We start from the raw sequence: 26,680 nt of genomic DNA on the forward strand, positions 1-26,680 counted from the left end.
CTCTCCGTGTATTGCCGTTCGGGGGTATCCATCAAGGAGACCGGCCCTCTCGCTGCTGCCGATTCAGATAGTTGGAGTACGCAATTTGTGTAAAAATATATTGGCGTCAATTTTCTGTTGTTTCTTGCGAAAAATTACTTTCCCGTCAAGGTATTGACCTATTGAGCGCCATCCTAAACAATCTGCCCAGTAATGTCACATTGATATTTAAGCGGCCTCGCGACTTTCTGTTTGCGCCTTCAGGCGTCCAAGAAAAACGGGCATTTCGAGTTGCCACTCCAATGCATATTCCAATTTGTTGCGGTTTTTCAGGCAACCAATCCCCGGGAAAAATCAGAATGCGTTTGCACCTTCTTAAAGCCATACCGTTTGCTCTAGCCGCCAGTTTTGTCCAGGCCCAAACCCTTCCCGAAGCGATGCAAGCCGCCGTGGAGAACCACCCGGAAATCCAGGCGGCCATCAATGCGCGCATTGCCGCCGACTATCAGGTCAGGGAAGCCCAAGGCGGCTACCTGCCTAAGGTCGACTTGCTGGGCGGTTATGGCCGTGAAAGCTCGGACAACACCTCCACACGTGCCGCCAGCAACAGCCACGACTGGAAAACACTGAACCGTGGCGAGTCGTCGATCCGTCTTCAGCAAAATCTGTTCCAAGGCTTTGGCACCGTCAATGAAGTCGGTCGCCAACAAGCCACCGCCAACTCCCGTGGGTATGCGCTGCTCAATACGTCCGAGCGCACCGCACTGACGGTTGCCCAGGTTTATCTGGATGTCTTGACCCGTCGCGAGATGGTGCAACTGGCAGAAGACAACCTGAAAAGCCACGAACGTATTTTTGACCAGATCCAACTGCGCACCAGCCGTGGCGTCGGAAGAATGGCGGACATGGACCAGGCCGAAGCCCGACTGGCCCAGGCCCAAAACAACCTGATCACCGAGCAGACCAACCTGGCGGATGCCAATACCAACTTTTTGAGCGTGGTTGGCAAAGAGCCCGACCAGCTGGAAAAACCACTGGGCATTGTGACCGCGCTACCGGCCAGCCTGGATGAAGCCCGCCGCCAGATGATTGCGGACAGCCCGGTATTGCGCTCTGCCGAGTCGGATATCGCCGCTGCCGAGAAGCAGTACGAAGCCGCCAAATCGACTTTCTACCCGCGCTTTGATGCAGTGCTGCAGCGTTCAGCCAACAACAACATCGGCGGCGAAGAAGGCCATGACAATGGTTACTCCGCGATGCTGAACATGCAGTTCAACCTGTATAACGGCGGCAGCGACAAAGCCAGCCTGCAGTCCAAGGCGTCCCAGGCCAGCCAGGCGCTGGATATTCGCAACAACGCCCTGCGTCAGTTGAATGAAGAACTCGGTTTGGCGTGGAACGCCTACAATAACGCCAGCCAGCAGGTGCCGATCGCACAGCAATACGTAGACCGCAGCAACAAAGTGCGCACCTCGTACCAGCAGCAGTTCAGCCTGGGCGAGCGCACGCTGCTCGACTTGCTCGACAGCGAGAACGAGCTGTTCACCGCTCAGCAGCGCCTGGCACAGATCAAAAGCCTGCACATCTATACGCAGTACCGCATCAAGGCCGATATGGGCCAATTGCTGAGAAGTCAGGGCGTCGTTGCGCCGCTGGCATCAGTTGTGCAGAACGAAGTCAAAACGAAGGTAAACCTGCCAGGGATGAACTGATTCTTGACGGCGTGAACCACTCAACCGTTTAAGAGAGAGTCAGCTTGGATTCTGAAATAGGTGTGGCGCAGCTCAACCATGACCCGCGCAGTCAGCATGACGACCCCTTGCTGGACGGGTTGTTGACGCTCTGCTCCCTGCATTACAAGCCTGCCAGCCGGGCCATGCTGACCACCGGCCTGCCCCTGGCGGGCCAGCGCCTGAGCCCCGACCTGCTGCCCCGCGCAGCAGCCCGGGCGGGTTTGCAGGGCCGTTTGCTGCAGCGCAAGCTGGAGCAGATCCCGTCCATCGCATTGCCGGCGTTGCTGCTTTTCAAGGAAGGACGCAGCGCGGTGCTGTTGGCATGGGAGGGTGACACCGCCCGCCTGTTGCTCAGCGAAAGCGACGGTGGCGAAGTCCAGGTTAGCCGCGAAGCGCTGAGTCAAGATTACAGCGGTCGGGTTTTCTTCGCCCAACCGCAACATAAATTTGACGTCACCAGCGGCACGCTGATCCCGCGGGCCCGCTCGTGGTTCAAAGACACCCTCAAACGTTCGCGCTGGCTGTACGCCGACGCCATCGCCGCCAGCCTGGTGATCAACCTGATCGCCTTGGCCGCGCCCCTGTTTGTGATGAACGTGTATGACCGCGTAGTACCGAACCAGGCCACGGCCACCTTGTGGGTGCTGGCCATCGGTATTTGCGGCGCCTACCTGTTCGATCTGTTGCTCAAGAGCATGCGCAGCCTGTGCCTGGACCTGGCAGGCAAGAAAACCGACCTGATCATTTCCGCGACGCTGTTCGAGCGCATCGTGGGCATGTCGATGAAAATGCGCCCGGCACGCGTGGGCAGCTATGCCTCGAACATCCACGAGTTTCAGGGGATGCGCGACTTCCTCACCTCCCTGACCCTCGCCAGCCTGATCGATTTGCCGTTTACCCTGATCATCCTCGCGGTAATCGCGCTGCTCGGCGGCCACTTGGTGTGGATCCCCATCGTCGCCTTCCCGCTGGCGCTGGGTATCGGCCATTTCCTGCAAAAACCGCTGACCGCGACACTTGAGCGCACCATGGCCCTGAGTGCCGAACGCCAGTCGAGCCTGATCGAAACCCTCGCCGGGCTGGATGCGGTGAAGGTCAACAACGCCGAAAGCGAACGCCAATACCAGTGGGAACAAACCATTGGCACCCTCAGCCGGCTGGAATTGCGGGTGAAGGTTCTGTCTGGCCTGGCGATGAACATCACGCTGCTGATCCAGCAAGTGGCGGGCGTGGCGATGATCATCTTCGGCGTGTACCAGATCATCGATGGCGCCCTGAGCATGGGCGGCCTGGTGGCGTGCTACATGCTCAGCGGCCGCGCACTCGGCCCGCTGGCGCAACTGTCGGGCCTGCTGACGCGCTACCAGCAAGCCAAGGTGACGATGGTGTCGGTGGACCAGATGATGGAGCTGCCGCAGGAACGCAACTTCGACGAGCGCCCCCTCAGCCGTAAAACGCTGCAAGGCGCGATGACGTTCCGCGAGGTCGACTTTACCTACCCGAACCAACAGAACCTGGCGCTGCGCGGCATCAACCTGACGGTTCGCCCTGGCGAGAAGATCGGCATCATCGGCCGCAGCGGCTCGGGCAAAAGCTCGCTGGCCAAGCTGTTGGTGGGCCTGTATCAACCCGACTCCGGCTCGTTGCTGGTGGACGGTGTAGACATCCGCCAAATCGACGTCAGCGAATTGCGGCATAACATCGGCTACGTGGCCCAGGACATCCAATTGCTGGCCGGCACCTTGCGCGACAACCTCGTGTCCGGTGCACGCTATGTGGATGATGAAATGGTGCTGCAGGCCGCGGAGCTGGCCGGCGTGCATGAATTTGCCAGGCTGCATCCGCAAGGTTACGAACTGCAAGTGGGCGAGCGCGGGCAAAACCTTTCCGGCGGCCAGCGCCAGAACGTTGCCCTGGCCCGCGCGCTGCTGCTGAACCCACCGATTCTGCTGCTGGACGAACCGACCAGCGCCATGGACAACACCGGTGAAGAACGCCTGAAGCAACGCTTGCAGTCGGTTATCGAAAACAAGACGGTGATTCTCGTCACCCACCGTGCTTCGCTGCTGAGCCTGGTCGATCGCCTGCTGGTGATCGACCGTGGCCAGATCCTCGCAGACGGTCCAAAAGCGGCCGTTATGGAAGCGCTGAAAAAGGGGCAGATCAGTGTTGCTTAAGTCCGGTTCAGGCCGTTGGAAGGACGTGATCTTCCGCTATTTCAAGGGCAGCGATTCGCTCGATGACCAGCCATTGCCCGAGGTCGAAAAGGCCCTGATCGACGATGCTCCGCGCATCGTGCGCCTGACCATCTGGGGCGTGATCGGCTTCTTCGTGTTCCTGTTGCTGTGGGCACACTTTGCGATTATCGATGAAGTCACCAAGGGCGACGGCAAGGCGATCCCGTCGTCGCGCATCCAGAAGATCCAGAACCTGGAAGGCGGCATCGTCGCTCAGATCTACGTGCACGAAGGGCAGATCGTCGAAGCCGGCGCGCCACTGGTGCGCCTGGACGACACGCGCTTTGCCTCCAACGTCGGCGAAACCGAAGCCGACCGCGTGGCCATGGAACTGCGCGTGGAGCGCCTTAGCGCAGAGATCGAAAATCGCCCGCTGAACATCACCGAGGACGCGCGCAAAGCCGTGCCCAACCAGGCCTCCGAACGAAGAATCGCTGTACCTGAGCCGCCGCCAGCAACTGGCGGACGAAATTGGCGGGCTGCAACAACAACTGCTGCAACGCCAGCAAGAGGCGCGTGAATTCAGCTCCAAGCAGGAGCAATACCGCAACAGCCTGAACCTGCTGCGCCAGGAAATCGGCATGTCCGAACCCTTGGTCAAACAAGGCGCGATCTCGCCGGTGGAAGTGCTGCGCCTCAAGCGCTCCGAAGTAGAAACCCGCGGCATGCTCGACGGCACCACCCTGGCCATCCCCCGCGCCCAGGCCGCCATCAACGAAGTGCAGCGCAAAATCGATGAAACCCGCGGCAAGTTTCGCAGCGAAGCCCTCGCCCAGTTGAACGAAGCCCGCACCAACCTGAGCAAGGCCCAAGCGACCTCCAAAGGCCTGGAAGACCGCGTCAGCCGCACCATGGTCACCTCCCCCGTGCGCGGCATCGTCAAACAGATGCTGGTCAACACCGTCGGCGGCGTGATCCAGCCCGGCAGCGACATGGCCGAAGTCGTCCCGCTGGACGACACCCTGCTGGTGGAAGCAAAAATCCGCCCGCAAGACATCGCCTTCCTGCACCCCGGCCAAGAAGCGATGATCAAATTCACCGCCTACGACTACACCATCTACGGCGGCCTCAAAGGCAAACTCGAAACCATCGGCGCCGACACCGTGATGGACGAAGAGAAGAAAAACACCTTCTACATCATCAAACTGCGCACCGACCGCAGCCACCTGGGCACCGACGAGAAGCCACTGCTGATCATCCCGGGCATGGTGGCGTCTGTGGACATCATCACCGGCAAGAAAAGCATCTTGAGCTACCTGCTCAAACCCATCATCAAATCGCGCGCAGAGGCCCTGCACGAGCGTTGATTTTTCGCGAGGGACGTAGGGAAATGCGGGGAGATTTGCGAAAACTTGGGTTTTCGCAAAAATAGTCAGATTTCAGGGGTTTACAGAACCTTGGCAGTCGCTATAATCGTCGCCCTAACACGCCGGTATAGCTCAGTTGGTAGAGCAACTGACTTGTAATCAGTAGGTCCCGGGTTCGACTCCTGGTGCCGGCACCATACAAGGTTCCAGAGAAGGCTTTCAAAATCTCTGGAACCCCCGAAAAACCCGCCTTCTGGCGGGTTTTTTCGTTTTGGCGTTCCGTCAGATTCCGTCAAAATCTGTTGGATTCCGACCGTTTTAGGGATAGATATAGGGGTAAGGTCATTCGATAAAGGGAGGAGTACCCTTATGTCGCGCACCACTGCACCACTCTCCGATTCGGCTTGCCGCGCAGCCAAGCCCACCGACCGCGCCTACAAGCTTTTCGACGGCGACGGCCTCTACCTCCTAGTCCAACCCAATGGCCGTAAAGGCTGGCGTCTCAGGTATGTCAAACCTGATGGACGCGAAGGACTGACTTCGTTCGGCAACTATCCTGTGGTCGGTCTCGCCGATGCGCGCCATAAGCGCCTGGAGGTGAAGCGGATGCTAGCGGAAGGCATCGATCCAATAGAGTCCAAACAACAAGCTAAGACGCAGGCCGCAGTCCAAGGCCGAACCTTTGAAAGCGCGGCCCTGGACTGGCACAAAGCGATGTCTGCCAAATGGGCACCAGGCCATGCCAAGACGGTTCTGAGCCGCCTCAAAACCCATGTCTTTCCACTGATCGGCGCTCGCTCTATTGTCGATTTGGACACCCATGACCTGATGCAACCTCTGGAAGCGATCCAGGAGCGAGGCACAATTGACGTAGCTTTAAGGGTACAAAACTACCTGCAAAGCATCATGCGCGAGGCGAAGCGCGCTCGACAGATCGCGGCAAACCCTGCCTCCGACCTTGAAGGTTTGATCAAAGCCCCGAGGGTTGTTCACCGTCCAGCGTTACCCTTATCGCGTCTGCCTGAATTGCAGGAGCGCATTGAGGACTATAACGGCCGCGTACTTACCAGGCTGACGGCCATGCTCTCGCTGCATGTGTTTGTACGCTCCAGTGAACTGCGCTTTGCCCGTTGGAACGAATTCGACCTCAAGCGCGGCACCTGGGAGATACCCGACACCCGTCCCGCGTTGGACGGCGTCCCCTTTTCCACAAGGGGTACAAAAATGGCCGGGGATATCCATCTTGTACCCTTATCGCCGCAAGCCGTGGCCCTGCTTGAACAGATCCACGTCCTCACCGGTAAATTCGACCTGGTGTTTGCAGGCGATACCAAGCCCTGGAAACCTATGTCTGAAAACACGGTGAACAGCGCGCTTCGAAAGATGGGCTACGACACCAAAACCGAAATCTGCGGCCATGGCTTTCGTTCGATGGCCTGCAGCGCACTGATCGAGTCAGGATTGTGGTCGGAGACAGCCATTGAACGGCAGATGAGCCACAAGGAGCGCAACAACGTCCGCGCCGCTTACATCCACAAAGCCGAGTTCATTGAGGAGCGCAGGCTGATCATGAACTGGTGGAGCCGGTATCTGGAGGCCAACCGGCAGGAGCATGTCACTCCACACGAATTCGCGAACCAGACCGGAGCGAACGTCGCTCGCCTAAAAGCAAAACGTGGCGCAACCGAGTAAGCGCTCGGTCTTCAGATCTCAGTGATCCGCTTGTCCACGCGGGTCCATCCAGACAGGGCTGCAAAGCCGCCCCGTCTGGATGGACCTCACTAAAAAATCCAAAGCCCACGCAACTGTCTGTGGAAAACCACTGATTTCCACCGGTGGATAATTTCATCCACAGCCGCAGAGCGCCTGAAAATTCGGGCCTTGACCCAAATTATCCACAAGCGTAGAAAAGATCGGGCAAATCGCTGTCGTTGACAGCAACCCAGGTAGCCAGAACCTTTAAGGCTACGCCACACCGTGGTGGTTCTCCCAAAGTGCGATTAGCGTCCGGCGGCTCGCACGGTCACAGCGATGTGATGGATGCCTACTTCTACTGTGGCAACTCATCCCCCTTCCTAGCTGCTCTGCAGCAACCTATCCGCTTGGCCATTTCCTTGCGCCAACCTGCGCCCGTCTCTTTCTCCCGGAAAGAGACGGGCGCTCCTACCACTGCTGCAGCCCAACTCGTACAAGGCTTTGCGGCATTCCCCCTCATGACAATCGGCGTGACAAACACCGAAAAGTCACCAGCAACAGCGATGCAGATGATGGTGCCGCAGCCCAGGGAATGGACTGCACCTGACTGACAGTCAGGCATGCCCCGGTCATCGAATCACTGCCTTCACCCGACTCAGGATCTCGCGGCGCCGGTCTCGTCAGCCAGCGCAGCCTCCACCCGCCCACTTCCTCGGAAGTGTTCAGGAGGCCAGATCATGAGATGCCCAAGCTCCCGGTCGTAAGGAGTCGCCAGTCCCGCGTTAGTGGACAACCCTCACAGGTCGCAGGGGCCTTGATCCCTGATAACACTCAGCATTCATGGCGGGATGACGTGGGGAAGGTTTTAAAGGTTTGGCTTCGAGAGGAGTTTGATCATGGCATTGGTCGGTAGACGGGACGGGCGGAACTTTGGCTATGGACGGCAACTGAGTTATGCCGGGCCACAGGCGCTACGTGATCTGTTTGGCGGCGGGCATTACGGGACGGTCAAAGCGCACAGTGATCGCTGGCAGGCGTTTGTGCGTTGGTGTCGGTCGGAGGATGAGCCAGGGTTTAACGATGCTCGGCAGATTGTTCGGCAGACTTTGCTCGATTACGCCAGACATCTGCGGCAGCAAGTTGAACAAGGTGAGCTCGCCATCGCCACCGCGCAAAACCGATTGTCCAGCGTGAACCGAACCATGGCGGCGCTTCGCGGTGATCTGAATGTGAAAGTGCCGAGTCCGAGCAAAGCGCTGGGAATGCGGCGCACCAATGTTCGTTGCTCGGTGCCGCAGGGCCAAGACCGCGAACAGGTGAAGCGGATCGTCGACGTGCTCTGCGAACACCAAATGCCTCGCGCCGCGGCCATCGCTCAGTTGGCGCGAGCCACCGGCATGCGCTTGCGCGAGGCCATTTTGGCCGATCTTCCCCGCCTAAAACGTGAAGCCGAACACTACGACAAAATCAACATCCAGGACGGCACCAAAGGTGGCCGCGGCGGCGCAACCGCGCCTCGTTGGATCACGGTGGATGACCATATTCGCGAAGCGCTCAGGTACGCCGAACAGGTCTCACCCGACGGTAGCCGCAACCTGCTGGCACCGAACGAGAGCTACCTCGATTTCCAACGGGAAATCGTCCGCCCCGCCCGAGATATCCTCCATACGCACAACCTCAAAGCCTTCCACGAACTGCGTGCGGCTTATGCGTGCGAACGCTATGAGCAGATCACCCATCACCTAGCACCCATTAACGGGGGCAGGTGCAGGCGCCTCGATCCACGCCTTGATCGAGAGGCACGCTTACAAATCAGCTATGAGCTGGGACATGGTCGAATCGACGTGGTATCGGCGTATATCGGTGGTCGGGTATGAATAAACCATTCGATATGGAGCTTTTCTTAAAAGGCGTTTTAACAGGAGGGCAGGCCACACAGCAACGTCATATACGGCAAGCCAAAACCATTCAGGCTGCGATCTATGACCGCTGGCACCTAAATAACCCATGGAGCTGGCAACAGAAACATCTAACGTGGATTCTCAACCACCACTTAAATCAAAAGACTCAATCAACACGCTATTATTATCTTCTGACTACCAGACTAATCACACTTCGCTTAGGAAAACCTTGGCAGCCAAACATAAAACAATTAAAAACCCAAAACAGGAGCAATATCTAATGGCATAGTCATGAGCACTTACACACCCAAAACACTTAATGCTGCGCAAATCAATTAAAATTACACAGTGGGCTTGGCGAGGGAGCTTTGGTATGATACGCCATAAGAGCTTACGAAGTTAAATGCGACGTATAATCACCCAAAACATTTAACCTCAACAATCAATAATTAGGACCCAGAAAATGCCCACCAATTTAATTCATATTTCCGACACCCATTTTGGTGATCCCTCCCCAACCTTTAACAGGCAAGAAATTAAAAAAGCATTAATCAAGAAGATCAATGATACAGAAGGCGATAAAATACTTATCATTAGCGGGGATATTACGTTCAAGGCCTGCCAGCAGGGTTACAGAGATGCGGAGGTTTTTTTTAGTGAAATAATGGAATCCTGTGGAATTGCTAGAGCCAATGTCATTGCCTGTCCTGGGAACCACGATATAGCTCGAGAAGGAGAACCTTTTAAAGAATTTGACCGTTTTATCTATACCCTAAGAAGGGATAGTGCAATATCCTTCACCAACAACAACTCAATATTGCTCAACATTCAACAACTATGTTTCTTGCTAGTTAACTCTGCATCACATCTCGACCACACCTACGGACAGATTCCAGATGCAACATTTGCCATGCTAGATAATGAAAAAGCCAATTTGCAGCAATGGAAACGTAGAATTGCTGTTACGCATCACCACTTGATTGGGCAAGAAATCAACGATACTTCAACCACTCGTAACGCCTATTCATTCCTTTATCATCTTGACCAATCAGGCTTCGATTATGTCCTACACGGGCATCAGCACTCAAAATTAGACTTGGTATGTGGAAATAATAAAATTCGCATTTTATCTGCTAGATCTATGAGCTATCATGGGAGAGGATACAGCAACGGATTCAGTCTACTTGATGCCGAATCAGGTACCGTGACGCCGTTCATCTTGACCCCTGACGAAGTTCCTGGATTATTGACAACAGGTGTAATTAAGTGAAAGGTAAATTTATTGTATTTGAAGGCATTGACGGCTCGGGAACTTCAACCCAATCAGAACTGCTATACAAATATTTATCCAAAAAAGGTAAAAAATCCCATTTAACTTGCGAGCCGTCAAACGGACCAATTGGAGATCTGATAAGACAAATTTTCAAAGGTCGCGTAAGCATGCCTAAGGGCCAAAATCCTATAATATCAACTGCCGATTTATTTGATGAGCAGATGGCTTACCTGTTTGCCGCAGATCGCCACGACCATCTTTTCAACACTATTGACGGGGTTTATAGCCTTATCAACAAAGGGTATACCGTAATTTCTACAAGGTACTTTTTCTCGTCATACGCCTACCACTGCACAAATGAAAGCGACATACAGTTTGTAAAAACCTTGAATGAAAGGTTCCCTAACCCAGATCTTGTAGTTTATTTAGATAATCCAGCCTCGGTATCGGTATCCAGAATAGATGAGCGGGTCTTTAAAGACGAGTACGAAAACAGTAAAAAACTTGTTAAAGCCAAAGACAACTACGACTCATTTTTTAAAACTTACAATGGTGATTTGCTTATTTTGAATGCCACCGACAAAGTCGAAGAAATTCATAACAAGATTGTAGAGCGCGTGGAGCAAAGAATTGAAAATTGAAGTAGTTCCAATATCCTCGCTTGAAGAAATAGCTGGCAATGCGGAGCAGGAAGTAAGCGATAACTTTTCTCTGAATTATATTGCGTCGCACCTTATCAGTGTAGTTGATCTAAAGCAAAAACCTCTCGCTGATGTTACTGAGGAGGCGAGCCGCTGGGCAGCTCTTGAAAAACCTGAAGAGCTGCAGATTAATCATGGGGAGTATATCAAAGATGGTCTTGAACACATCATCTCTGAACTCCAATACAAAAAGACCAGTAACAGGGCGTTGCTTTCGCTTATTGCACAAGCGGACATTTCAGGTACCGGCGATAAGCCTATTCCTTCCTTTATGCTAATGCAGTGCAACATCCACGAGGATGTACTTTACTGCACATCTTACTTCAGGGCATTAGAGGTATCTAAATTCTTAAGAATAAACCTCGAAGAGCTCCGACTTAAGATCTGTGAAATTCACAAATCAATACCAGAATTCAATAATGTCAACATTACGATATTTGCATTTAGAGCATATAAAAACCGGAACATCAATACACTTACAGTTCCAGAAATAGATAGAATTAACCCAATTGATCTTTATACCACTTTAATCGACAACCCGAAAAAAGTAGCCGCGATGCTCAGAGAAAAAAGCCTACCATCAACGGTTATAAAGACTGAATCGATAAAAAACTTGGTTATTTCTGTCGAGAAAGATGCTTTTAAAGGATTCAATAAAAGATTAATTACTCTTAACGCAAGTGGAGCAATCAGCGCAGCTGAGGCACTACTAGAATTAAGACGGCGGTCCTCTCACCATCCTGAAATTGAGAACTTGAACCAGGAATTTCAGAATAAAATTGTTGCTATCGCAGAGGAGCTAGAAAAATGAGCAAATCACTTGCGGAGCTAAAAGAAATTCAAAAGCAATTTGACCTAGGGCATACAGGGGAAAAGCAGCCATTTTACATTGAAATCACTGAAAATAACGTCCCAGATCTTGAGCACTTGGCTGTTTGCCTCGCGGGAGAGGTTGGCGAATTCTGCAACGTGTTGAAGAAAGTAACTCGTGGCGACTTTACTTGGGATCAGGCTAAAGCAGAATTGAGTGAAGAGCTCGCAGACATTTTTATTTATCTAACCAAAATATCCAATCAAGCAGACATAGATATTGAACAAGCAGTACTCAACAAGATCGAGCACAACAAACTTCGTTTCAAGAGGACTCTTTGATGCACATATTTTCTGGAGAGAACATAAATAGCGTTTATCTTTCCGCACTCAAAACCATTCGTTCAGAAAGCCATCTAACAACCGACTCTAGGGTTGGAAAAGTATTTGACCTTGGACCCGCATACTTTGAGTTCAAGAATGCTCACGATCAATTCCTAACTTTAAAAAACAGAAACTACAATCCGTACTTCGCCATTATAGAAGCCGCATGGATACTCAACGGTGAAAATACCCTTGAAGGGTTAAATAAAATAGTTCAAGGCTACGACAAATACTCTGACGATGGCCACTCACTTAACGGAGCATATGGTTACAGAATAAAAAAATATTTTGGAAAGGATCAAATAGAATCTGTCATTAGGCTTCTATCTAGCGAACCGAATTCAAGACGGGCCGTAATTACACTATACAGCACTGATGACCTCGACAATAATTCATCACACGACATCCCATGCAACGTTTCAATCTGCATGAAAATTCGAAACAAATGCCTTGATATAACGGTGCTAAACAGATCCAACGACATATTCTTAGGGATCCCGTACAACGTTTTTGTCTTTAACATACTCCAACGACACATTGCTAAGAGACTCAACGTATCTATAGGCATTCAACGACATTTCACGGACTCACTACATCTATATGAGCGCGACTTCGACCGTACAGATGAAATAATACAAACCAACTCGCAAGAAGAAATAGAATCATGGCAAAGAGCACCTTCAGCCATTTACATCTCCGAATGCATAATCGATGAATTTGAAAAAATATCAAATTCAGATATCAGCAATATAGTTTCACAAAAAACGAGAGACATTTTACACAACTACTGGACTCTTAAAAATGGCGGAGCCAAACTTGATTTTATAGCGAAATTACCTTATGATAATTTCGGCATCAGCAGTAAGCTTTGGGCTGAATCAAAAAAGTAGATACCCAATAGGACACGACTTTATGTTTCCAAATATTTTGAACGATGAGCCGAGCGAAGCCGCCAATGCCATAAAGCTCATCGCCATGAACAATATTGATAAAGAAAACGAGCTAAAGGCAATCATCTTTAACTCCAAGAATATTGATAAATATCCGTTCTCCACACTTAGCGGCACAGATTTTTTGTGCTACGTAGTTACATGTCTGGCTTGGACAAAAGTAGATACTGAACTTGTAAATATCCCACAATTCAGAAGTCGTTTGAGCAACAATATAAAATCAATACTGAAAGATCTTTCATTGGAAAGCCAACCTATCATTCCGTTATCTTCGCTAGAAGAAGACCTTTGTTCAATTATCAAATAAAAACTTTGTAATGCATTTCTCTTTTTAGCGCTCAACCCACGACATATCTTGCTGCGAAAATTATCACGACTTATTACATGCCCCACAGAAATTATCAATTAGGTCATTAGCATCAGCGACATTTTTTATTTTCAAATCCGTCACTTTTTAAACCATTTCAACAAAATATAGTCGCACCCGCTACCTCCGGCGAAGGCTACTAGTAGCATAGGCTTCGAAAAAAGTAACGCCTTCGGGGACTTCATACTCACCCCAGATCAAACGTGTGGGTAAAGGGTAGTTTTTGAGATAGATTTTTTTGCGCCATATAAAAAGCTATAGTAAACAAGATAATACATAATTATTCGATTCCTGGTGCCGCACCACATTAGGCTCCATTGCATTCCACCGAATGCTCTGGAAGCCCCGAAAACCCGCCCTTTGGCGGGTTTTTTCGTTCCAGGACCCTCTGTCGGGATCCAACAAAATCCCCCTTCCCCGAGGGTATGTTAGGGGTACTGCGATTTTCCGGTCAGGAGCGCGTACCCCTATGCCACGCCTAGCGATCCCTCTCAGCGACCTGCAATGCCGCACGGCCAAAACCCGCGAACGCGCCTACAAGCTGTTCGACGGCGGAGGTATGTACCTTTTCGTCAAACCCAATGGCGTGAAGACCTGGCGCTTGAAGTACACCAAGCCCAGCGGCAAGGAAGGTACGCTCATCATCGGCAATTACCCCATCGTTACCCTTTCAGTCGCACGACGTAAGCGAGACGAAGCCAAGGCGTTGCTGCTCGACAACCTCGACCCAATGGAAGAAAAGAAGAAGGCCAAGATCGTAGCCCAGCGGGCGGCACTGCTTTTCGAAACCGTCGCCCTGGAGTGGCACGCCGATATGTCCCGCCGCTGGACCGAAGGCCACGCAAAAACCGTAATGAGCCGACTGCGCACCCACGTCTTCCCGCTGATCGGCCAACGCCCCATCGCAGAACTCGATACCCACGATCTGCTAGAAATCACCCAGCGCATCAAGGAACGCGGCACCATGGATGTGGCGTTGAGGGTACAGAACTACTTATCCACCATCATGCGCGGGGCCAAAAGGGCTCGGCAGATCACCATGAATCCTGCACTGGATCTGGCAGGCTCGATTCACGCGCCGCGCACAGTCCATCGCCCAGCCCTCTCTCTCAGCCGCCTACCCGAACTGCTGCACCGTATCGACAACTACAACGGCCGCGAGCTGACGCGCCTTGCCGTCCTGTTGACGCTGCACGTATTCGTCCACTCCAGCGAACTGCGCTTCGCACGATGGAGTGAGTTCGATTTCCAACGTGCCATGTGGGAAATCCCCGACACGCGCGCACCGATTGAAGGGGTACGCAACTCCACACGTGGGACCAAGATGAACGGCGACATTCAAATGGTTCCGCTATCGCCGCAGGTCATCAAAATACTGGAGCGCCTGCGCAGCCTCAGTCGCTTTTCAGAGTTAGTGCTACCGGGCGACCACAAGTACTGGAAGCCCATGTCCGAGAACACGGTGAACACCATGCTCCGCAACGTCGGCTATGACACCAGCAAGGACGTGTGCGGCCACGGCTTCAGGACCATGGCCTGTAGCGCCCTACTGGAGTCCGGGTTATGGACCGACGCAGCCATCGAAAGACAAATGAGCCACAAGGAACGCAACCGCGTGCGCGCCGCGTATATCCACAAAGCTGAATTTCTGGAGCAGCGCAGGCTGATCATGGCGTGGTGGAGCAACTACATCGACGCCAACCGCCATGGGCATGTGACACCCCACGAATTCGCTCACCCAGTCGGCGACAACATCACGGCCCTACAAAATAGCCGTGGCGCATCCAAACGTGGGTAAGCCTGTGAGATCACCGTTGTCCGCCCTTCCACGCGGGTCCATCCAAGCGGGGCTGCAAAGCCGCCCTGCTTGGATGGACCTCATTTAAAAAATCTAAAGCCCACGCAAATTGTCTGTGGAAAACCATAGATTTCCACCGGTGGATAATTTCATCCACAGCCGCAGAAACCCCGACAATTCGAGCCTTGACCCGAATTATCCACAGGCGTAGAAAAGATCGGGCAAAGCGCTGTCTTTGACAGCAACCCAGGTAGCCAGAACCTTTGAGGCTACGCCCATCGTGGTGGTTCTCCCAAAGTGCGATTAGCGTCCGGCGGCTTGCACGGTCACTCACCGAGTGATGGATGCCTACTTCAGATCATTGCCATTGCGGCAAATACATCCCCCTACCCAACTGCCCTGCAGCAACCTATCCGCTTGGCCATTTCACTGCGCCAACCTGCGCCCGTCTCTTTCTTCTGGAAAGAGACGGGCGCTCCTACCGCTGCTGCAGCCCAACTCGTACAAGGCTTTGCGGCATTTCCCCTCGTGACAATCGGCGTGACAAACACCGAAATCACCAGCAACAGCGATGTAGATGATGGTGCCGCTGCCCAAGGAATGGACTGCACCTGACTGACAGTCAGGCATGCCCCGGTCATCGCATCACTGCCTTCACCTGACTCAAGATCTCGCGGCGTCGGTCTCGTCAGCCAGCGCAGCCTCCACCCGCCCACTTCCTCGGAAGTGCTCAGGAGGCCAGATCATGAGATGCCCAAGCTCCCGGTCGTAAAGAGCCGCCAATCCCGCGTTAGTGGACAACCCTCACAGGTCGCAGGGGCCTTGATCCCTGATAACACTCAACATTCTTTGGCGGGATGACGTGGGGAAGGTTTTAAGGGTTTGGCTTCGAGAGGAGTTTGATCATGGCATTGGTGGGTAGATGGGATGGACGCAATTTTGGCTATGGACGGCAACTGAGTTATGCCGGGCCACAGGCATTGAAAGATCTGTTTGGCGGTGGGCATTACGGCACGGTCAAGGCGCACAGCGATCGGTGGCAGGCGTTTGTCCGCTGGTGTCGCTCGGAGGATGGACCAGGGTTTAACGATGCGCGACAAATTGATCGGCAGACCTTGCAGGACTACGCCGGACATCTGCGCCAACAAGTTGAACAGGGTGAGCTGACCATCGCCACTGCGCAAAACCGGTTGTCCAGTGTGAATCGGACCATGGCCGCGCTTCGCGGTGATCAGTATGTGAGAGTGCCGAGCCCGAGTAAGGCGCTGGGAATGCGGCGCACCACTGTTCGTCGTTCAGTGCCGCAGGGTCAAGACCGCGAACAGGTGAAGCGGATCGTAGAGGTACTTTGCGAAAACCAGCAGCCGCGCGTCGCGGCCATCGCTCAGTTAGCGCGAGCCACCGGTATGCGTTTGCGTGAGGCGATTTTGGCCGACCTTCCGCGCCTGAAGCGCGAGTCTGAACAATACGGGAAGATCAACATCCAGGATGGCACTAAAGGTGGCCGTTCGGGTGCGTCAGCTCCTCGTTGGATCGAGGTGGATGAGCATATTCACGAAGCGATCAGGTATGCCGAACAGGTCTCACCCGACGGCAGCCGCAACCTGCTTGCGCCGAACGAATGCTATCTCGATTTCCAACAGCGAATCGTCCGCCCGGCCCGCTACATCCTCCAAATTCACGGCCTCAAAGGCTTCCACGAATTAAGAGCGGCCTATGCGTGCGAACGCTATGAGCAGATCACGCATCACCTTGCGCCAATCAGCGGCGGCAATTGCTACCAGCTCGACCATCACCTCGATCAGAAGGCCCGAGTGCAAATCAGCCATGAGCTTGGACACGGCCGTATCGACGTGGTATCGGCTTATATTGGGGGGCGAGCATGAGCAAGCCATTTGATATGGAACTGTTCCTGGCGGGCATCCTGACCGGTTCGTACACAACCCGCCAACGCCACATTCATCAGGCGAAAGCTATCCAAACAGCAATCGCTGAGCGCTGGCAACGCAATAATCCATGGACTTGGCAGCAAAAGCATCTCACGTGGTTTCTAAATCACCACTTGAACCAGAACGCTGAATCGACACGGTATTACTATCTGCTGACCGTGCACTTGCTCATTGAGCGCTTAGGAAAATCCTGGCAGTTCAACCGCTAGGCCAAGGTCAGCAATCGGCAACGGACTGTCGCTAGGCTACTCAAATTAAAGCACTAGCGTCAGCCGCTAAGGTCGAGCGAATTGCGACCTCACCCGCCTCCCCCCACCTCACGCTAAAGCTCTTGCATTGTTATTGCCTGCTTTGGGAGTATAAGCCTAATCTAGACTCCACAGCGCGAAGAACTAGATGAGCTAATAGATACCGTATTTTCGCCCCAGTCATGACTATCAATGGAGTGAACAGTGAGCCTACAAACAAACTTAAAGGGACGGTTACGCAATACTTCACTGCCCAAAAGCCATGGGTTGATGCCAGTATTTGAAGCAGTGGTTAACTCGATTCACTCCATTGAAGAGAAAGGTAATTTAGAATCTGGCGGTAGAATCACCCTCCACATTCTCCGATCTCCCCAAGAACTTCTCGAAATCGGAACAAAAACGACAAGCCCGATCACAGGATTCAGTATCTCCGACAATGGCTGCGGCTTTAATGACACTAATTTTTCATCATTCAAAACTCTTGACTCCGATCACAAAATTGAAAAAGGTTGCCGGGGTGTTGGGCGTTTAATGTGGTTAAAGGCTTTTAAGCAGGTTGAAGTCACCAGTACATTTTTGAGTGAAGTCGAATCTTACCAGAAACGCTCTTTCCAATTTGACGAAAAATTAGGGGTACACGCCGACAGCGTGGTCACATCCGAAAGTAAAGAAACGGGAACAACCATTAACTTAAAGTACTTCGAAGAATCGTACCGAAAAGCGGTCCCCACGAAGTCTGACGCTATTGCCAACCAGTTGTTAGAGCATTGCTTATGGTATTTCGTGCGTTCAGAAGGGGCACCAGAAATCACATTGGTCGATGGGTCAGAGACATTAAATCTATACAAGCTTTATGATGACCATATGCACTCAAGTGCATACCCGGAGACAATAACAATAATGGGGCAGCCCTTCGAGTTGACCCATATTAAATTTCGCGCATCAGTCAATAAGAAACACCAGATTGCCCTATGCGCTGCAAATCGCTTGGTTAAAGAAGAAAACATTCAAGGTAAGATACCAGGTCTCTACGGAAAAATCGCTGACGACTCCGGTGACTTTACATACACCTGCTATGTTTCCTCTGGCTATCTCGATCAGCATGTAAGAAGTGAGCGTACGGCCTTCGACATTGCAGAGGAATTTGATGGAATTTTTGCTGGCACTGAAATCAGTCTAAAAATGATTCGCGAATCAGTGCTTGACCGAGCCAAAGAATACTTGAATGAAGTATTATCCGTAAATATTACTGCCGGTAAGATGCGTGTAGATGACTTTATTTCCAAAAAAGCCCCACGCTACCGCCCCATCATTTCGTATATTGATGAAGAAGAGTTGATTGTTGATCCGGAAAAATCGGACAAAGACTTAGAATTGCACCTGCATGCCCAGTGGTACGAGGTCGAACGCCAGCTACTCCATGAAGGCCATGACATTATGCAGCCGTCTAGAGATGAGCATCTTGAAGAATATGAAATACGTCTACAGGCATATTTACAAAAGGCTGGAGACCTAAAAAAATCTGACCTTGCCAATTACGTGTCCCATCGAAAAGTAATTATTGATTTACTCCAAAAGTCTATTGGGCTTTTAAACGATGAAAAATACGCACGGGAAGACATAATCCACGAACTCATCATGCCAATGCGCAAAGACTCTACAGAAGTATTCTTAGACAACTGCAATCTTTGGTTAATTGATGAGCGTTTAGCTTTTCACAACTACTTGGCATCCGACAAAACCCTGAATGCCATGCCCATCACAGATAGCAACTCCACCAAAGAACCAGATATCCTCAGCCTTAGACTTTTTGACAATCCTCTGCTTGTAAATAACAGCCCATCTTTTCCACTCGCATCCATTACTGTGATTGAAATTAAACGCCCCATGCGCAACGACATGAAGGAGGGGGAAGATAAAGACCCCATACAACAGTCGCTCAGCTACTTGGAGCGAGTTCGAGAGGGGCAAGCAAAAACAAAGTCCGGCTTGCTGATTCCTGGATCAAAGTCAATCCCCGGCTACTGTTATATCTTATGCGACTTGACCGAAACGATGACAAAACGGTGTAAGCAAGCAAACCTAACTATCACTGCGGATGGCATGGGTTACTTTGGATACAATGACAACTATAAATCCTACATAGAAGTTATCTCATTTAATCAGTTAGTCAGGTCCGCTAGGGAGCGAAATAGTGCATTCTTCACCAAGCTGGGTCTCCCATCCAACTAAGACAGGGATTTAGCTTAGACGGGGCAGACCGGATAACTTTTTTATCGTGACTCAGCATATTAAGCGGCGCGGGCGCCAGAGATGCGCTGAGGAGCTATAACTTATAAAAAGCCGCATCTAGCAAGCTAAGTCTAGCTTTAATGATGATATACCGCCCCCTCCCCGCTATACCAACAAGTCCTATGGTAGCGGGATTGTGGGCTGCACCGAAAGTTATTACAGTGGGCGCTGACGTTAGCTTTAAGGTAACTAGCCCGTAGCACAAAGAAACCAGCTTAATGATCATCGATTGCTAACGCTTCAGAGATTCGACTGAGCACATCACCAAAACTCGCTCGCACCGTTAATGCTCCAACTTTATCTTCGATCACCTGATACTTTCGATGCAGTGCCCTTCTCCGCCGCCCCATGCAGGAACACACAGCATCAATTGAAACAAGTGCCACTATAAACCTCGCTACAGACCAAATCCTCACGATAAATTTAAAATCACACTAACGACCTTAAGCACCAACACAAAGTCTAACCAGGCGTTAACTTTTTAATTCGCAAAGAACAACCCGTATACCGAAGCAGTATGATAGCTCGTATAAAGTCAAAAACCGACGTACTGGCCAATTGCCGTTTTTTGAATTTTATGTAATCATTGGTACGTAGTACTATGCCCAGCATCCGAGCGCATATTAAATATTTTTAAAATCGAACAACCAAACCAATTTTCAACATACAGTCATTTAACTTAAAAAACTAACACTTCACAGCCCCTGCACAAGGATGTAGATTTTGAATCTAGTATTTTTAGCAACTTCTTGGTCTGCCACAAAGGGTGGGATAAATGCTTTAAATCATGATCTCTGCACCGCTCTTGCAATTAAGGGGTTAGATGTCACCTGTATTGTTCCTGCAAAAGATCTTTGCGAAGAACAAGAGGCAGAAGCCTCAGGCGTAAATCTCGTCTCGCTTAATCTCAACGACGAGTTCGATAAAAACGCCATTCATATTATCGCCGAGAGCCACAGTTATTTGTGCTCAACAGAAACCATCTGGGTTGGTCATGATATTAAAACTGGAAAACTCTCTTTAGAATGCAAAGAGAAATTTGGAGGAACATCCATTGTATTTCACCATATGGATTATGCCAACTACTACTCCACATTAAATCCCAGTAAATCCAGAGAAAAAATAGAATCCCAAAGAAGCATATTTGGAAAAGCCGACATTGTCGTTGGTATAGGCCCGCGGCTCGCTGCAAACGCAAAAAGATTCCGTAAGGGCCATGATGAAACATATGAATTAGTGCCGGGCTTTCCATCAATATCTCGCACCCCGCACGCATTTGATTTTCGAATTACTATCGCTGGCCGACTAGACTCAGAAAGTGACCCTATCAAAAAATCAGCTTTGGCCACTATCTGCTCTGCGAATATTTTATCTGAGCAGCAAAGCGGTCGTGGTTCGATTACATTGATAGGAACCACTCCTGAGTCGTTGGAGATTATTAAAGAAAAGACTTCTATCAACCCAAATGTCGCCATTAACGCCTTCACGCACATTTCCGACCGTTCCAGTTATTTTTCCCATATTGCTAGTAGTGACTTAATAGTGATGCCTTCTTTGAAAGAAGGGTTTGGATTGGTAGCTTGGGAAACCATAGGTCTCGAGATTCCAGTAATCATTTCGGAATCAAGCGGTGTTTATGAGCTATTGCGAAACAAAAATCTGCTCCACCTTAGCACAACTGTAAAAATTACCGGCAACGATGAAAATGACCGGGCTACATTAACGGATGCGATACGCGACGTATTTAAGAATTATCAAAACAAATCCGATCAAGCTCGAGAGCTTCATACGACCCTGTCAACTTACACGTGGGAACGATGCGCTGCGGATTTTATCGGCTTTTTGCCTCCTACAGAAAATAGCGATGCAACAGAGCATGAGAGCGACGATATACAGGCAAAAACGCTCGAAAAAACAAAAAATAGAACCGACCTTCTTACAAAATCTATACCCATCGGAAAAGATTATAGCTTTCCACGATTTGAAGATCTTCTAAAAATTAATCATAAAAATCGAGATGCACGTGAAGCTATAATCTCTACCGCAGAAGGTACCGATTTTTCAAAAGGGCAAAAAATTAAATTTGAATTCTGGAAAACTTCTTCTCCGGCTATTAACTATTTTTTAGTTTTATTTCCAAGTATTACCATAGCGCAAACGGTGACACGCGCAGTCGAAATTCTGTCAAAGAAAAAAATATTTGCCAGAGAAATAACAATTCTTCGTCGCGATAAAGGCGATGGCCAAATATATAAGATATTCCAAGAAAATAACTACAACAGCAAAATCAAAGAGTACACTTTCAAAGAGTATGTATGGCAATACTGTGTAGATGAACACATAAAGACAACCAACCCAATAAAAGAAATCAGCAATTACATTGATCAAACTCTAGTAACATACGAAGAATCCAAACCAATTCTTAACAACTCCGCCAGAAACTTCTTCAAAGAAAAGCTTTTAGAGAAAAACTCTCCAGTCGCGCATGTAATTATTGCGCCAGGCGGGATGGGTAAGACATCTTTGTGCCTGTCGATCGCTTCAGGAATTATAGCCAACCAACCATCACAAAGCTCTCCTATTCTTATTCAGTCTGAAAACCTAAGGGCTCATTTTTTAGAGGTCGGATTCTCTCATATTAAAATTGAATCATTGTATGACTTATATGAGGTTTATTCAAAATCAGAATACGGTTCGAGTACGTTAGACAAACTAACATTTGAGCTCTCCGTATTATGCGGAAATATTGTACTGATAATTGATGGACTAGATGAGTTAGCTTCTCTTCTTCAGGAAAAATTTGACCTGCTTAGCTTTTTAGCTTCCATTAAAACCTTACACAACCAACTCGGGACAAGCCAAGTAGTATTGACTACCCGAGATAGCAAACTGATAACCCAAACTCAACTATCTGAACTTGGTATGGCGCGCTATGAACTGCTTGGATTTAATGAAGACGATTGGGCAACCTATGCTCGACGTAGATTTCGCCATTTACCGTATTTTGAGGCCATCTCAGAAAAATTATTTAAATTACTTTCAGCTTTAAATCTACAAGAGGAGGGGCGCATAATACCTTTCTTCGTAGACGTAGTGTCAAACGTACTGGAAAGTGATTTTTCTAACCCTACAAATGGTTCATTTGAGATGAATTGGAAATCTACTCCATACCACTCAAATAATGACCTCCTGGACCATATAATCTACTCTGTAGTACGCAGAGAACTACGGCGTCACAAGATCGATATCAGCGCCCAAGAAGTTATCGAGTTGCTGTCTGAACTGATTTGTGTATATGGAGGCGCAATTCCTTTAACCGCACTCAAAGAAGATTTAGAAGCACTTTACGACTCACGTCACTTAGTGCTCTTCGAAAAAATAATATTGAACCCTCTCTTTAAAGCAAACAGCGCAGCATTAACACTACGATATTCATTTCTTGCAGACTACTTTCGCTCTCTTTATATAATTAAATCAATCATAATCCACTCGCAAACCAAAGAGTTCGTCAAGAGTCTAGCTAGAGCCAGCTCATCAGCGAGTACCGAAATTGTCGCAGTAAAAAAGTATTTTTCTGATAAGCATGAACAGCTACATAATAGTTTGAAAGTAATACTACTACACTACAAAGATGAGATCGGAAGGCTATCAAAGTCAGACGTCGAGTCGAAGATGGTCGAAAGTTTACGCAAAGCCTCATCTACACTACTGAGTCTATATGCATCTGTAAGAAACTTCTCTGGTGTAAAATTACGAGAGCAACTTCTTGAACTCCTCGCTAATAATAAATCTTCAGCATCACCAAACACCCTCGATGGTCTATATATTTATGGTGAGTTCCCTTCGTTAGACTTTTCCGACCTAACGATTAAAAACTCAAAATTTACGGGCTACAAAAAAATAACATCATCTAGATTCACGTCAGCTAAGTTTATATATTGCACATTCGAAAATTGCGCTTCAAACCAAGACTTTAATGAAAGCGTATTATCTGCAATATTTGACACCTGCAATATGGGGGATCTAGCAATGCTAATAGACAAGGCAGAATCACGCGGTGCCGTTTCAGAGGCGGCGCTAGAAGAAGACATACAAATGTTCTTATCAAGTTTCTTTAAGAATAGTTCCCCTTATGACCCTAAGTTGAACTGGATAAAATTTTCTAACAAAACAGCCAAACTTAAGCGTGAGAGCTTTTCAAAACTATGCCCAGAGTATTTTACTGTAAAAGTAAAAAAATCCGATGAAACTTATTATACTTTAGCGCCGACTTTTATCGATAGCGCCCGAAAGTTTTTTTCAGATAATTACGCCGACAGAAAAATGCAAGAATTTATTGACTTTATAAAGAACTGAAACATTCCTTTATATACTGATGTTGATTTTAGGGAACTATACGAGGCCAATCAGGTACCTCGCTCCCCCTAAAGAATAAATGGAGACGCGGGCATTGCCAACACAACAACAGCAGCAATCGGATGCCTATTCTCTACGAGGGATGATAGGCAACGCTCGAACTCAGGAGGTTTGCCATTCGTATGCGGCTCTGAATGGTTTACTTGCAAACTGACAACGTGCTGACATCTCAAAAATCCCGGCTTCGATTCCACTGAAAGCCATAATTAGCTGATTTATTTATAGTTATTAGTAGGGGTACGCCGAACTTTCCAGCGAACTCCAGACGCCTGAAAAACCTAGTCTCGCCGAAAAATACCGTTTGTCTGGTGCCGCACCATACGCAACATCAAAAAAGGCTCACCGAAAGGTGGGCCTTTTTTGTGCGCGCTGCCCAGCTCCCGCGGACGATCACCTCGGCCTGGCGCGTTTTTTTCGGTATAACCCTGTTCATCTCTGCGTGGTGAACGGCCCCCCATGAACGCCCTGAAATTAGTTGCTCTGCTGGTGATTTTCCCGCTGGTGCTCGCTGCCCTGGGTGGTTGGGAGCGTCAGCGGGCTGACGAAACCACCACCGCGATGATCGATTACCACATCAATGTGGATATCGCTAAGCAGCAACTTCAAGCCCTGGCGGCAAAGGACCCGGCGGCCAAGGTCAAGCTGGTAGACGAAACAATCGGTGTGCAACTGGCACTCTCCCGCCTGGCAAAAATCGAAACCGAACTGCCCATTGCTCATCGCGTGAACCGTGTGATGCGTGGGCTGGCGCCGTGGGTGATGGGCCTGGGGCTGTTGGCGGCAGGGGTTGGCGTGGCCGCTTTGGCGGGTACGTATTGGGCGGGGCGGCGGGCACGGCGGTCGCGGCAGAGGTTGTTGCAGGTGTTCTCTCTGGGCAGCCGCTTGTTGCCCTATGTGCTGGTGAGCCATGGGGTGGCGATGGCGGCGGCGGTCGCGTTGGTGCTGAGTTTTGAAGGCTTGGCGATGTGGCATATCGGTCGGCTGGGCAGCGGCGAAGTCAAGCTGATGGCGGTGCTGGGGGTGGTCGCGGCGTTCTGTCTGTATTCGATCTGGCAGTTGCTTAAACAGCTGCGCCACATGCTGGGGATGTTCACGCCCGAGCCGCTGGAGATGTACGGCCAGGTGGTCAGCCCCGAGCAGGCGCCGGGGTTGTGGCGGCATGTAAACGAGTTGGCGGGTTCACTGGGCGCGCTGCCGCCGGACCATATTGTGGTGAGCCTGGCCCAGGGTTTTTACGTGACCTCCAGCGACGCCGTTGTGCAACCGGCGGACATTGCGCTGCAGGGGCGCACCTTGCATGTGCCGCTGCTGTACCTGGGCCTGTTGAGCCGTGAGGAAATCGGCGCGGTGATCGGCCACGAGCTGGCGCACTTTGCGGGGCAAGACACGGCGTACAGCCTGCGCTTTTTGCCGATCTACGATGGGGTCAATCGCAGCCTCGAAGCGCTGTGGAACGCGTTGCTGGCCAGCGACTTTATCCAGGGACGGTTGATGCGGCCGTCGTTCATGTTCGGCGTGTTTTTCATGCAGCGCTTTGACCAGGCGGTGAACCACTGGAGCCGTGAGCGCGAATTACTCGCGGATGCCGCCGGCGCGCGGTTGGTGGGCAATGCCGCGGCCGCCTCGGCGTTGTTGCGGGTGGCGGTGTTGCAGCCGCACATTGAGGACTCACTGCTGGCGTTGTGCGACGCGGCGTCAGCGACGGACCTGCCCGATGCGGTTTTCGGCGCCTTGCGCGGGTGTGAGCTGCAACTGCCGCCCGAAACCCTGGAGATTCAGCAAGCGCACCCGACCGATTCCCACCCGTCCAATGGCGAACGCCTACAGGCATTGGGTGTGTCATTGGACGATGCAGTGCGCAGCGCCACGCGCGAGGTGGACCGTGACGCGGCGAATGCGCAAATCGACGCCTGTTTCAGCGCACCAAGGGCATTACGCGAACAACTGTCCGGCGACTTGATTGAGGTGGCGGTGGTGGAGAACGCCGAGCACACCCATCTGCTGGAAACCATGGTCGCATCGACCCAGGGCGAGCATGCGTTGCACGAGGGCGGGCGCCGAGGCGCTGTGCTGATGGCGGTGCTGTCGATCCCGTTCGTGCTGCTCGGGCTGTGGGTCATGGCCCAGCCTTGGCTTGCGCCGGAGCGCATGAAGGGCACGCCGTTGTCCGCCCTCGGCGCCGGTGCGGCCATCGGTAGCATCGCGCTGATCTTTCTATGGCTGGGCGTGCGTCGGTTCAAACGCGCCCCGCAAATTGCGTTGCGCCTGACGCCGGAACATTTTGTGTTTGCCAACCTGGCGCAGCCGTTGCCCATCGAGCACATCGACAGCGTCACGTTGCAATTTATGCAAGGCATCTGGGTGACGGTGGATCTGACGCCGGAAGCGCCATTGCCCGAGTTGCGCAAAACCGCGTTCGGCGTGCCTGGTGCACGGGTCAACAAGAAGAAGCGCCAGGTGCTTTTGCAGATGGCACAGCTGTGCATCGACAACAAAAAGATCGAGCCTTACGACGGCCTGGTGCTGATGACTGACTACGTCAACGCGTCGCTGGCGCGCAAGATTTTGCAGCACCGCGAGGACTGATCGGCGCCCATAAAAAAACCCCGAACCAGTCGGGGTTTTTTATCGCCTGGCATC

17 protein-coding genes, 1 tRNA gene and 1 pseudogene are annotated in these 26,680 nt (G+C 50.9%); all 19 read left to right on the forward strand.

The window, feature by feature from the left end; translation table 11 throughout:
- The first annotated feature begins 338 nt into the window (after positions 1-338).
- The 19 genes and pseudogenes from AB4O23_RS02555 (at position 339) to AB4O23_RS02645 (ending at position 26,626) form a co-directional block, all read left to right on the forward strand.
- Positions 339-1,691: a TolC family outer membrane protein gene (locus tag AB4O23_RS02555; RefSeq protein ID WP_068936928.1), complete on the forward strand. Its 1,353-nt coding sequence runs from the start codon at positions 339-341 to the stop codon at positions 1,689-1,691.
- A 44-nt stretch (positions 1,692-1,735) separates the two neighbouring features.
- Positions 1,736-3,889 carry a type I secretion system permease/ATPase gene (locus AB4O23_RS02560; protein ID WP_017526005.1) on the forward strand — a complete coding sequence of 718 codons (2,154 nt, stop codon included), beginning with the start codon at positions 1,736-1,738 and terminating at the stop codon, positions 3,887-3,889.
- Positions 3,879-5,256, forward strand: a pseudogene (locus tag AB4O23_RS02565) (HlyD family type I secretion periplasmic adaptor subunit). Before AB4O23_RS02560 ends, AB4O23_RS02565 begins: the two are co-directional and overlap by 11 nt.
- Before the next feature lie 121 nt (positions 5,257-5,377).
- Positions 5,378-5,453: transfer RNA gene (locus AB4O23_RS02570), tRNA-Thr, on the forward strand.
- 172 nt (positions 5,454-5,625) lie between these two features.
- Entirely contained in the window at positions 5,626-6,948 is a 1,323-nt protein-coding gene (locus AB4O23_RS02575) for a tyrosine-type recombinase/integrase (protein ID WP_460062048.1), read from the forward strand.
- Between the two features lie 899 nt (positions 6,949-7,847).
- Positions 7,848-8,828, forward strand: coding sequence for an integrase domain-containing protein (locus AB4O23_RS02580; RefSeq protein WP_460150385.1), 981 nt, complete (start codon positions 7,848-7,850; stop codon positions 8,826-8,828).
- Positions 8,825-9,133, forward strand: a complete 309-nt coding sequence (locus AB4O23_RS02585; RefSeq protein WP_460062052.1) for a hypothetical protein — start codon at positions 8,825-8,827, stop codon at positions 9,131-9,133. The genes AB4O23_RS02580 and AB4O23_RS02585 overlap by 4 nt, the downstream gene beginning before the upstream one ends.
- A 182-nt stretch (positions 9,134-9,315) precedes the next feature.
- Positions 9,316-10,122, forward strand: a complete 807-nt coding sequence (locus tag AB4O23_RS02590) for a metallophosphoesterase family protein (protein WP_460062054.1) — start codon at positions 9,316-9,318, stop codon at positions 10,120-10,122.
- Positions 10,119-10,766 carry a dTMP kinase gene (gene tmk, locus AB4O23_RS02595; RefSeq protein ID WP_460062056.1) on the forward strand — a complete coding sequence of 216 codons (648 nt, stop codon included), beginning with the start codon at positions 10,119-10,121 and terminating at the stop codon, positions 10,764-10,766. Before AB4O23_RS02590 ends, tmk begins: the two co-directional genes overlap by 4 nt.
- Positions 10,756-11,637: a hypothetical protein gene (locus AB4O23_RS02600; protein ID WP_460062058.1), complete on the forward strand. Its 882-nt coding sequence runs from the start codon at positions 10,756-10,758 to the stop codon at positions 11,635-11,637. Before tmk ends, AB4O23_RS02600 begins: the two co-directional genes overlap by 11 nt.
- The gene (locus AB4O23_RS02605) at positions 11,634-11,978 is read left to right on the forward strand and encodes a MazG nucleotide pyrophosphohydrolase domain-containing protein (RefSeq protein WP_130872319.1); all 345 of its coding nucleotides are present in this window, start codon (positions 11,634-11,636) and stop codon (positions 11,976-11,978) included. Before AB4O23_RS02600 ends, AB4O23_RS02605 begins: the two co-directional genes overlap by 4 nt.
- Positions 11,978-12,910, forward strand: a complete 933-nt coding sequence (locus tag AB4O23_RS02610; protein ID WP_460062061.1) for a thymidylate synthase — start codon at positions 11,978-11,980, stop codon at positions 12,908-12,910. Before AB4O23_RS02605 ends, AB4O23_RS02610 begins: the two co-directional genes overlap by 1 nt.
- A gap of 22 nt (positions 12,911-12,932) precedes the next feature.
- A complete protein-coding gene (locus AB4O23_RS02615) occupies positions 12,933-13,277 on the forward strand; it encodes a hypothetical protein (RefSeq protein ID WP_460062063.1) in 345 nt (114 codons plus the stop codon).
- Positions 13,278-13,806: 529 nt separating this feature from the next.
- On the forward strand, positions 13,807-15,135 hold the full coding sequence (locus AB4O23_RS02620) for a tyrosine-type recombinase/integrase (RefSeq protein ID WP_460062065.1): 1,329 nt from the start codon (positions 13,807-13,809) through the stop codon (positions 15,133-15,135).
- A 905-nt stretch (positions 15,136-16,040) separates the two neighbouring features.
- Positions 16,041-17,021: an integrase domain-containing protein gene (locus AB4O23_RS02625; RefSeq protein WP_460062068.1), complete on the forward strand. Its 981-nt coding sequence runs from the start codon at positions 16,041-16,043 to the stop codon at positions 17,019-17,021.
- On the forward strand, positions 17,018-17,293 hold the full coding sequence (locus AB4O23_RS02630) for a hypothetical protein (RefSeq protein ID WP_460062070.1): 276 nt from the start codon (positions 17,018-17,020) through the stop codon (positions 17,291-17,293). The genes AB4O23_RS02625 and AB4O23_RS02630 overlap by 4 nt, the downstream gene beginning before the upstream one ends.
- 243 nt (positions 17,294-17,536) lie before the next feature.
- A complete protein-coding gene (locus tag AB4O23_RS02635; protein WP_460062073.1) occupies positions 17,537-19,564 on the forward strand; it encodes an ATP-binding protein in 2,028 nt (675 codons plus the stop codon).
- A 783-nt stretch (positions 19,565-20,347) separates the two neighbouring features.
- Positions 20,348-23,980 (forward strand): NACHT domain-containing protein, encoded by a 3,633-nt coding sequence (locus tag AB4O23_RS02640; RefSeq protein ID WP_460062075.1) that lies wholly within the window; start codon positions 20,348-20,350, stop codon positions 23,978-23,980.
- Positions 23,981-24,496: 516 nt separating this feature from the next.
- Entirely contained in the window at positions 24,497-26,626 is a 2,130-nt protein-coding gene (locus AB4O23_RS02645) for a M48 family metallopeptidase (RefSeq protein ID WP_460070168.1), read from the forward strand.
- Positions 26,627-26,680 lie beyond the last annotated feature (54 nt).

The sequence above is a fragment of the Pseudomonas sp. H2_A10 genome, assembly GCF_054680085.1.

Coding starts and splice junctions, on each gene's coding strand:
- AB4O23_RS02590 (WP_460062054.1), top strand. CDS start 9,316: ATGCCCACCAATTTAATTCATATTTCCGACACCCATTTTGGTGATCCC.
- AB4O23_RS02625 (WP_460062068.1), top strand. CDS start 16,041: ATGGCATTGGTGGGTAGATGGGATGGACGCAATTTTGGCTATGGACGG.
- AB4O23_RS02620 (WP_460062065.1), top strand. CDS start 13,807: ATGCCACGCCTAGCGATCCCTCTCAGCGACCTGCAATGCCGCACGGCC.
- AB4O23_RS02645 (WP_460070168.1), top strand. CDS start 24,497: ATGAACGCCCTGAAATTAGTTGCTCTGCTGGTGATTTTCCCGCTGGTG.
- AB4O23_RS02630 (WP_460062070.1), top strand. CDS start 17,018: ATGAGCAAGCCATTTGATATGGAACTGTTCCTGGCGGGCATCCTGACC.
- AB4O23_RS02580 (WP_460150385.1), top strand. CDS start 7,848: ATGGCATTGGTCGGTAGACGGGACGGGCGGAACTTTGGCTATGGACGG.
- AB4O23_RS02615 (WP_460062063.1), top strand. CDS start 12,933: ATGTTTCCAAATATTTTGAACGATGAGCCGAGCGAAGCCGCCAATGCC.
- AB4O23_RS02575 (WP_460062048.1), top strand. CDS start 5,626: ATGTCGCGCACCACTGCACCACTCTCCGATTCGGCTTGCCGCGCAGCC.
- AB4O23_RS02605 (WP_130872319.1), top strand. CDS start 11,634: ATGAGCAAATCACTTGCGGAGCTAAAAGAAATTCAAAAGCAATTTGAC.
- AB4O23_RS02555 (WP_068936928.1), top strand. CDS start 339: ATGCGTTTGCACCTTCTTAAAGCCATACCGTTTGCTCTAGCCGCCAGT.
- AB4O23_RS02585 (WP_460062052.1), top strand. CDS start 8,825: ATGAATAAACCATTCGATATGGAGCTTTTCTTAAAAGGCGTTTTAACA.
- AB4O23_RS02610 (WP_460062061.1), top strand. CDS start 11,978: ATGCACATATTTTCTGGAGAGAACATAAATAGCGTTTATCTTTCCGCA.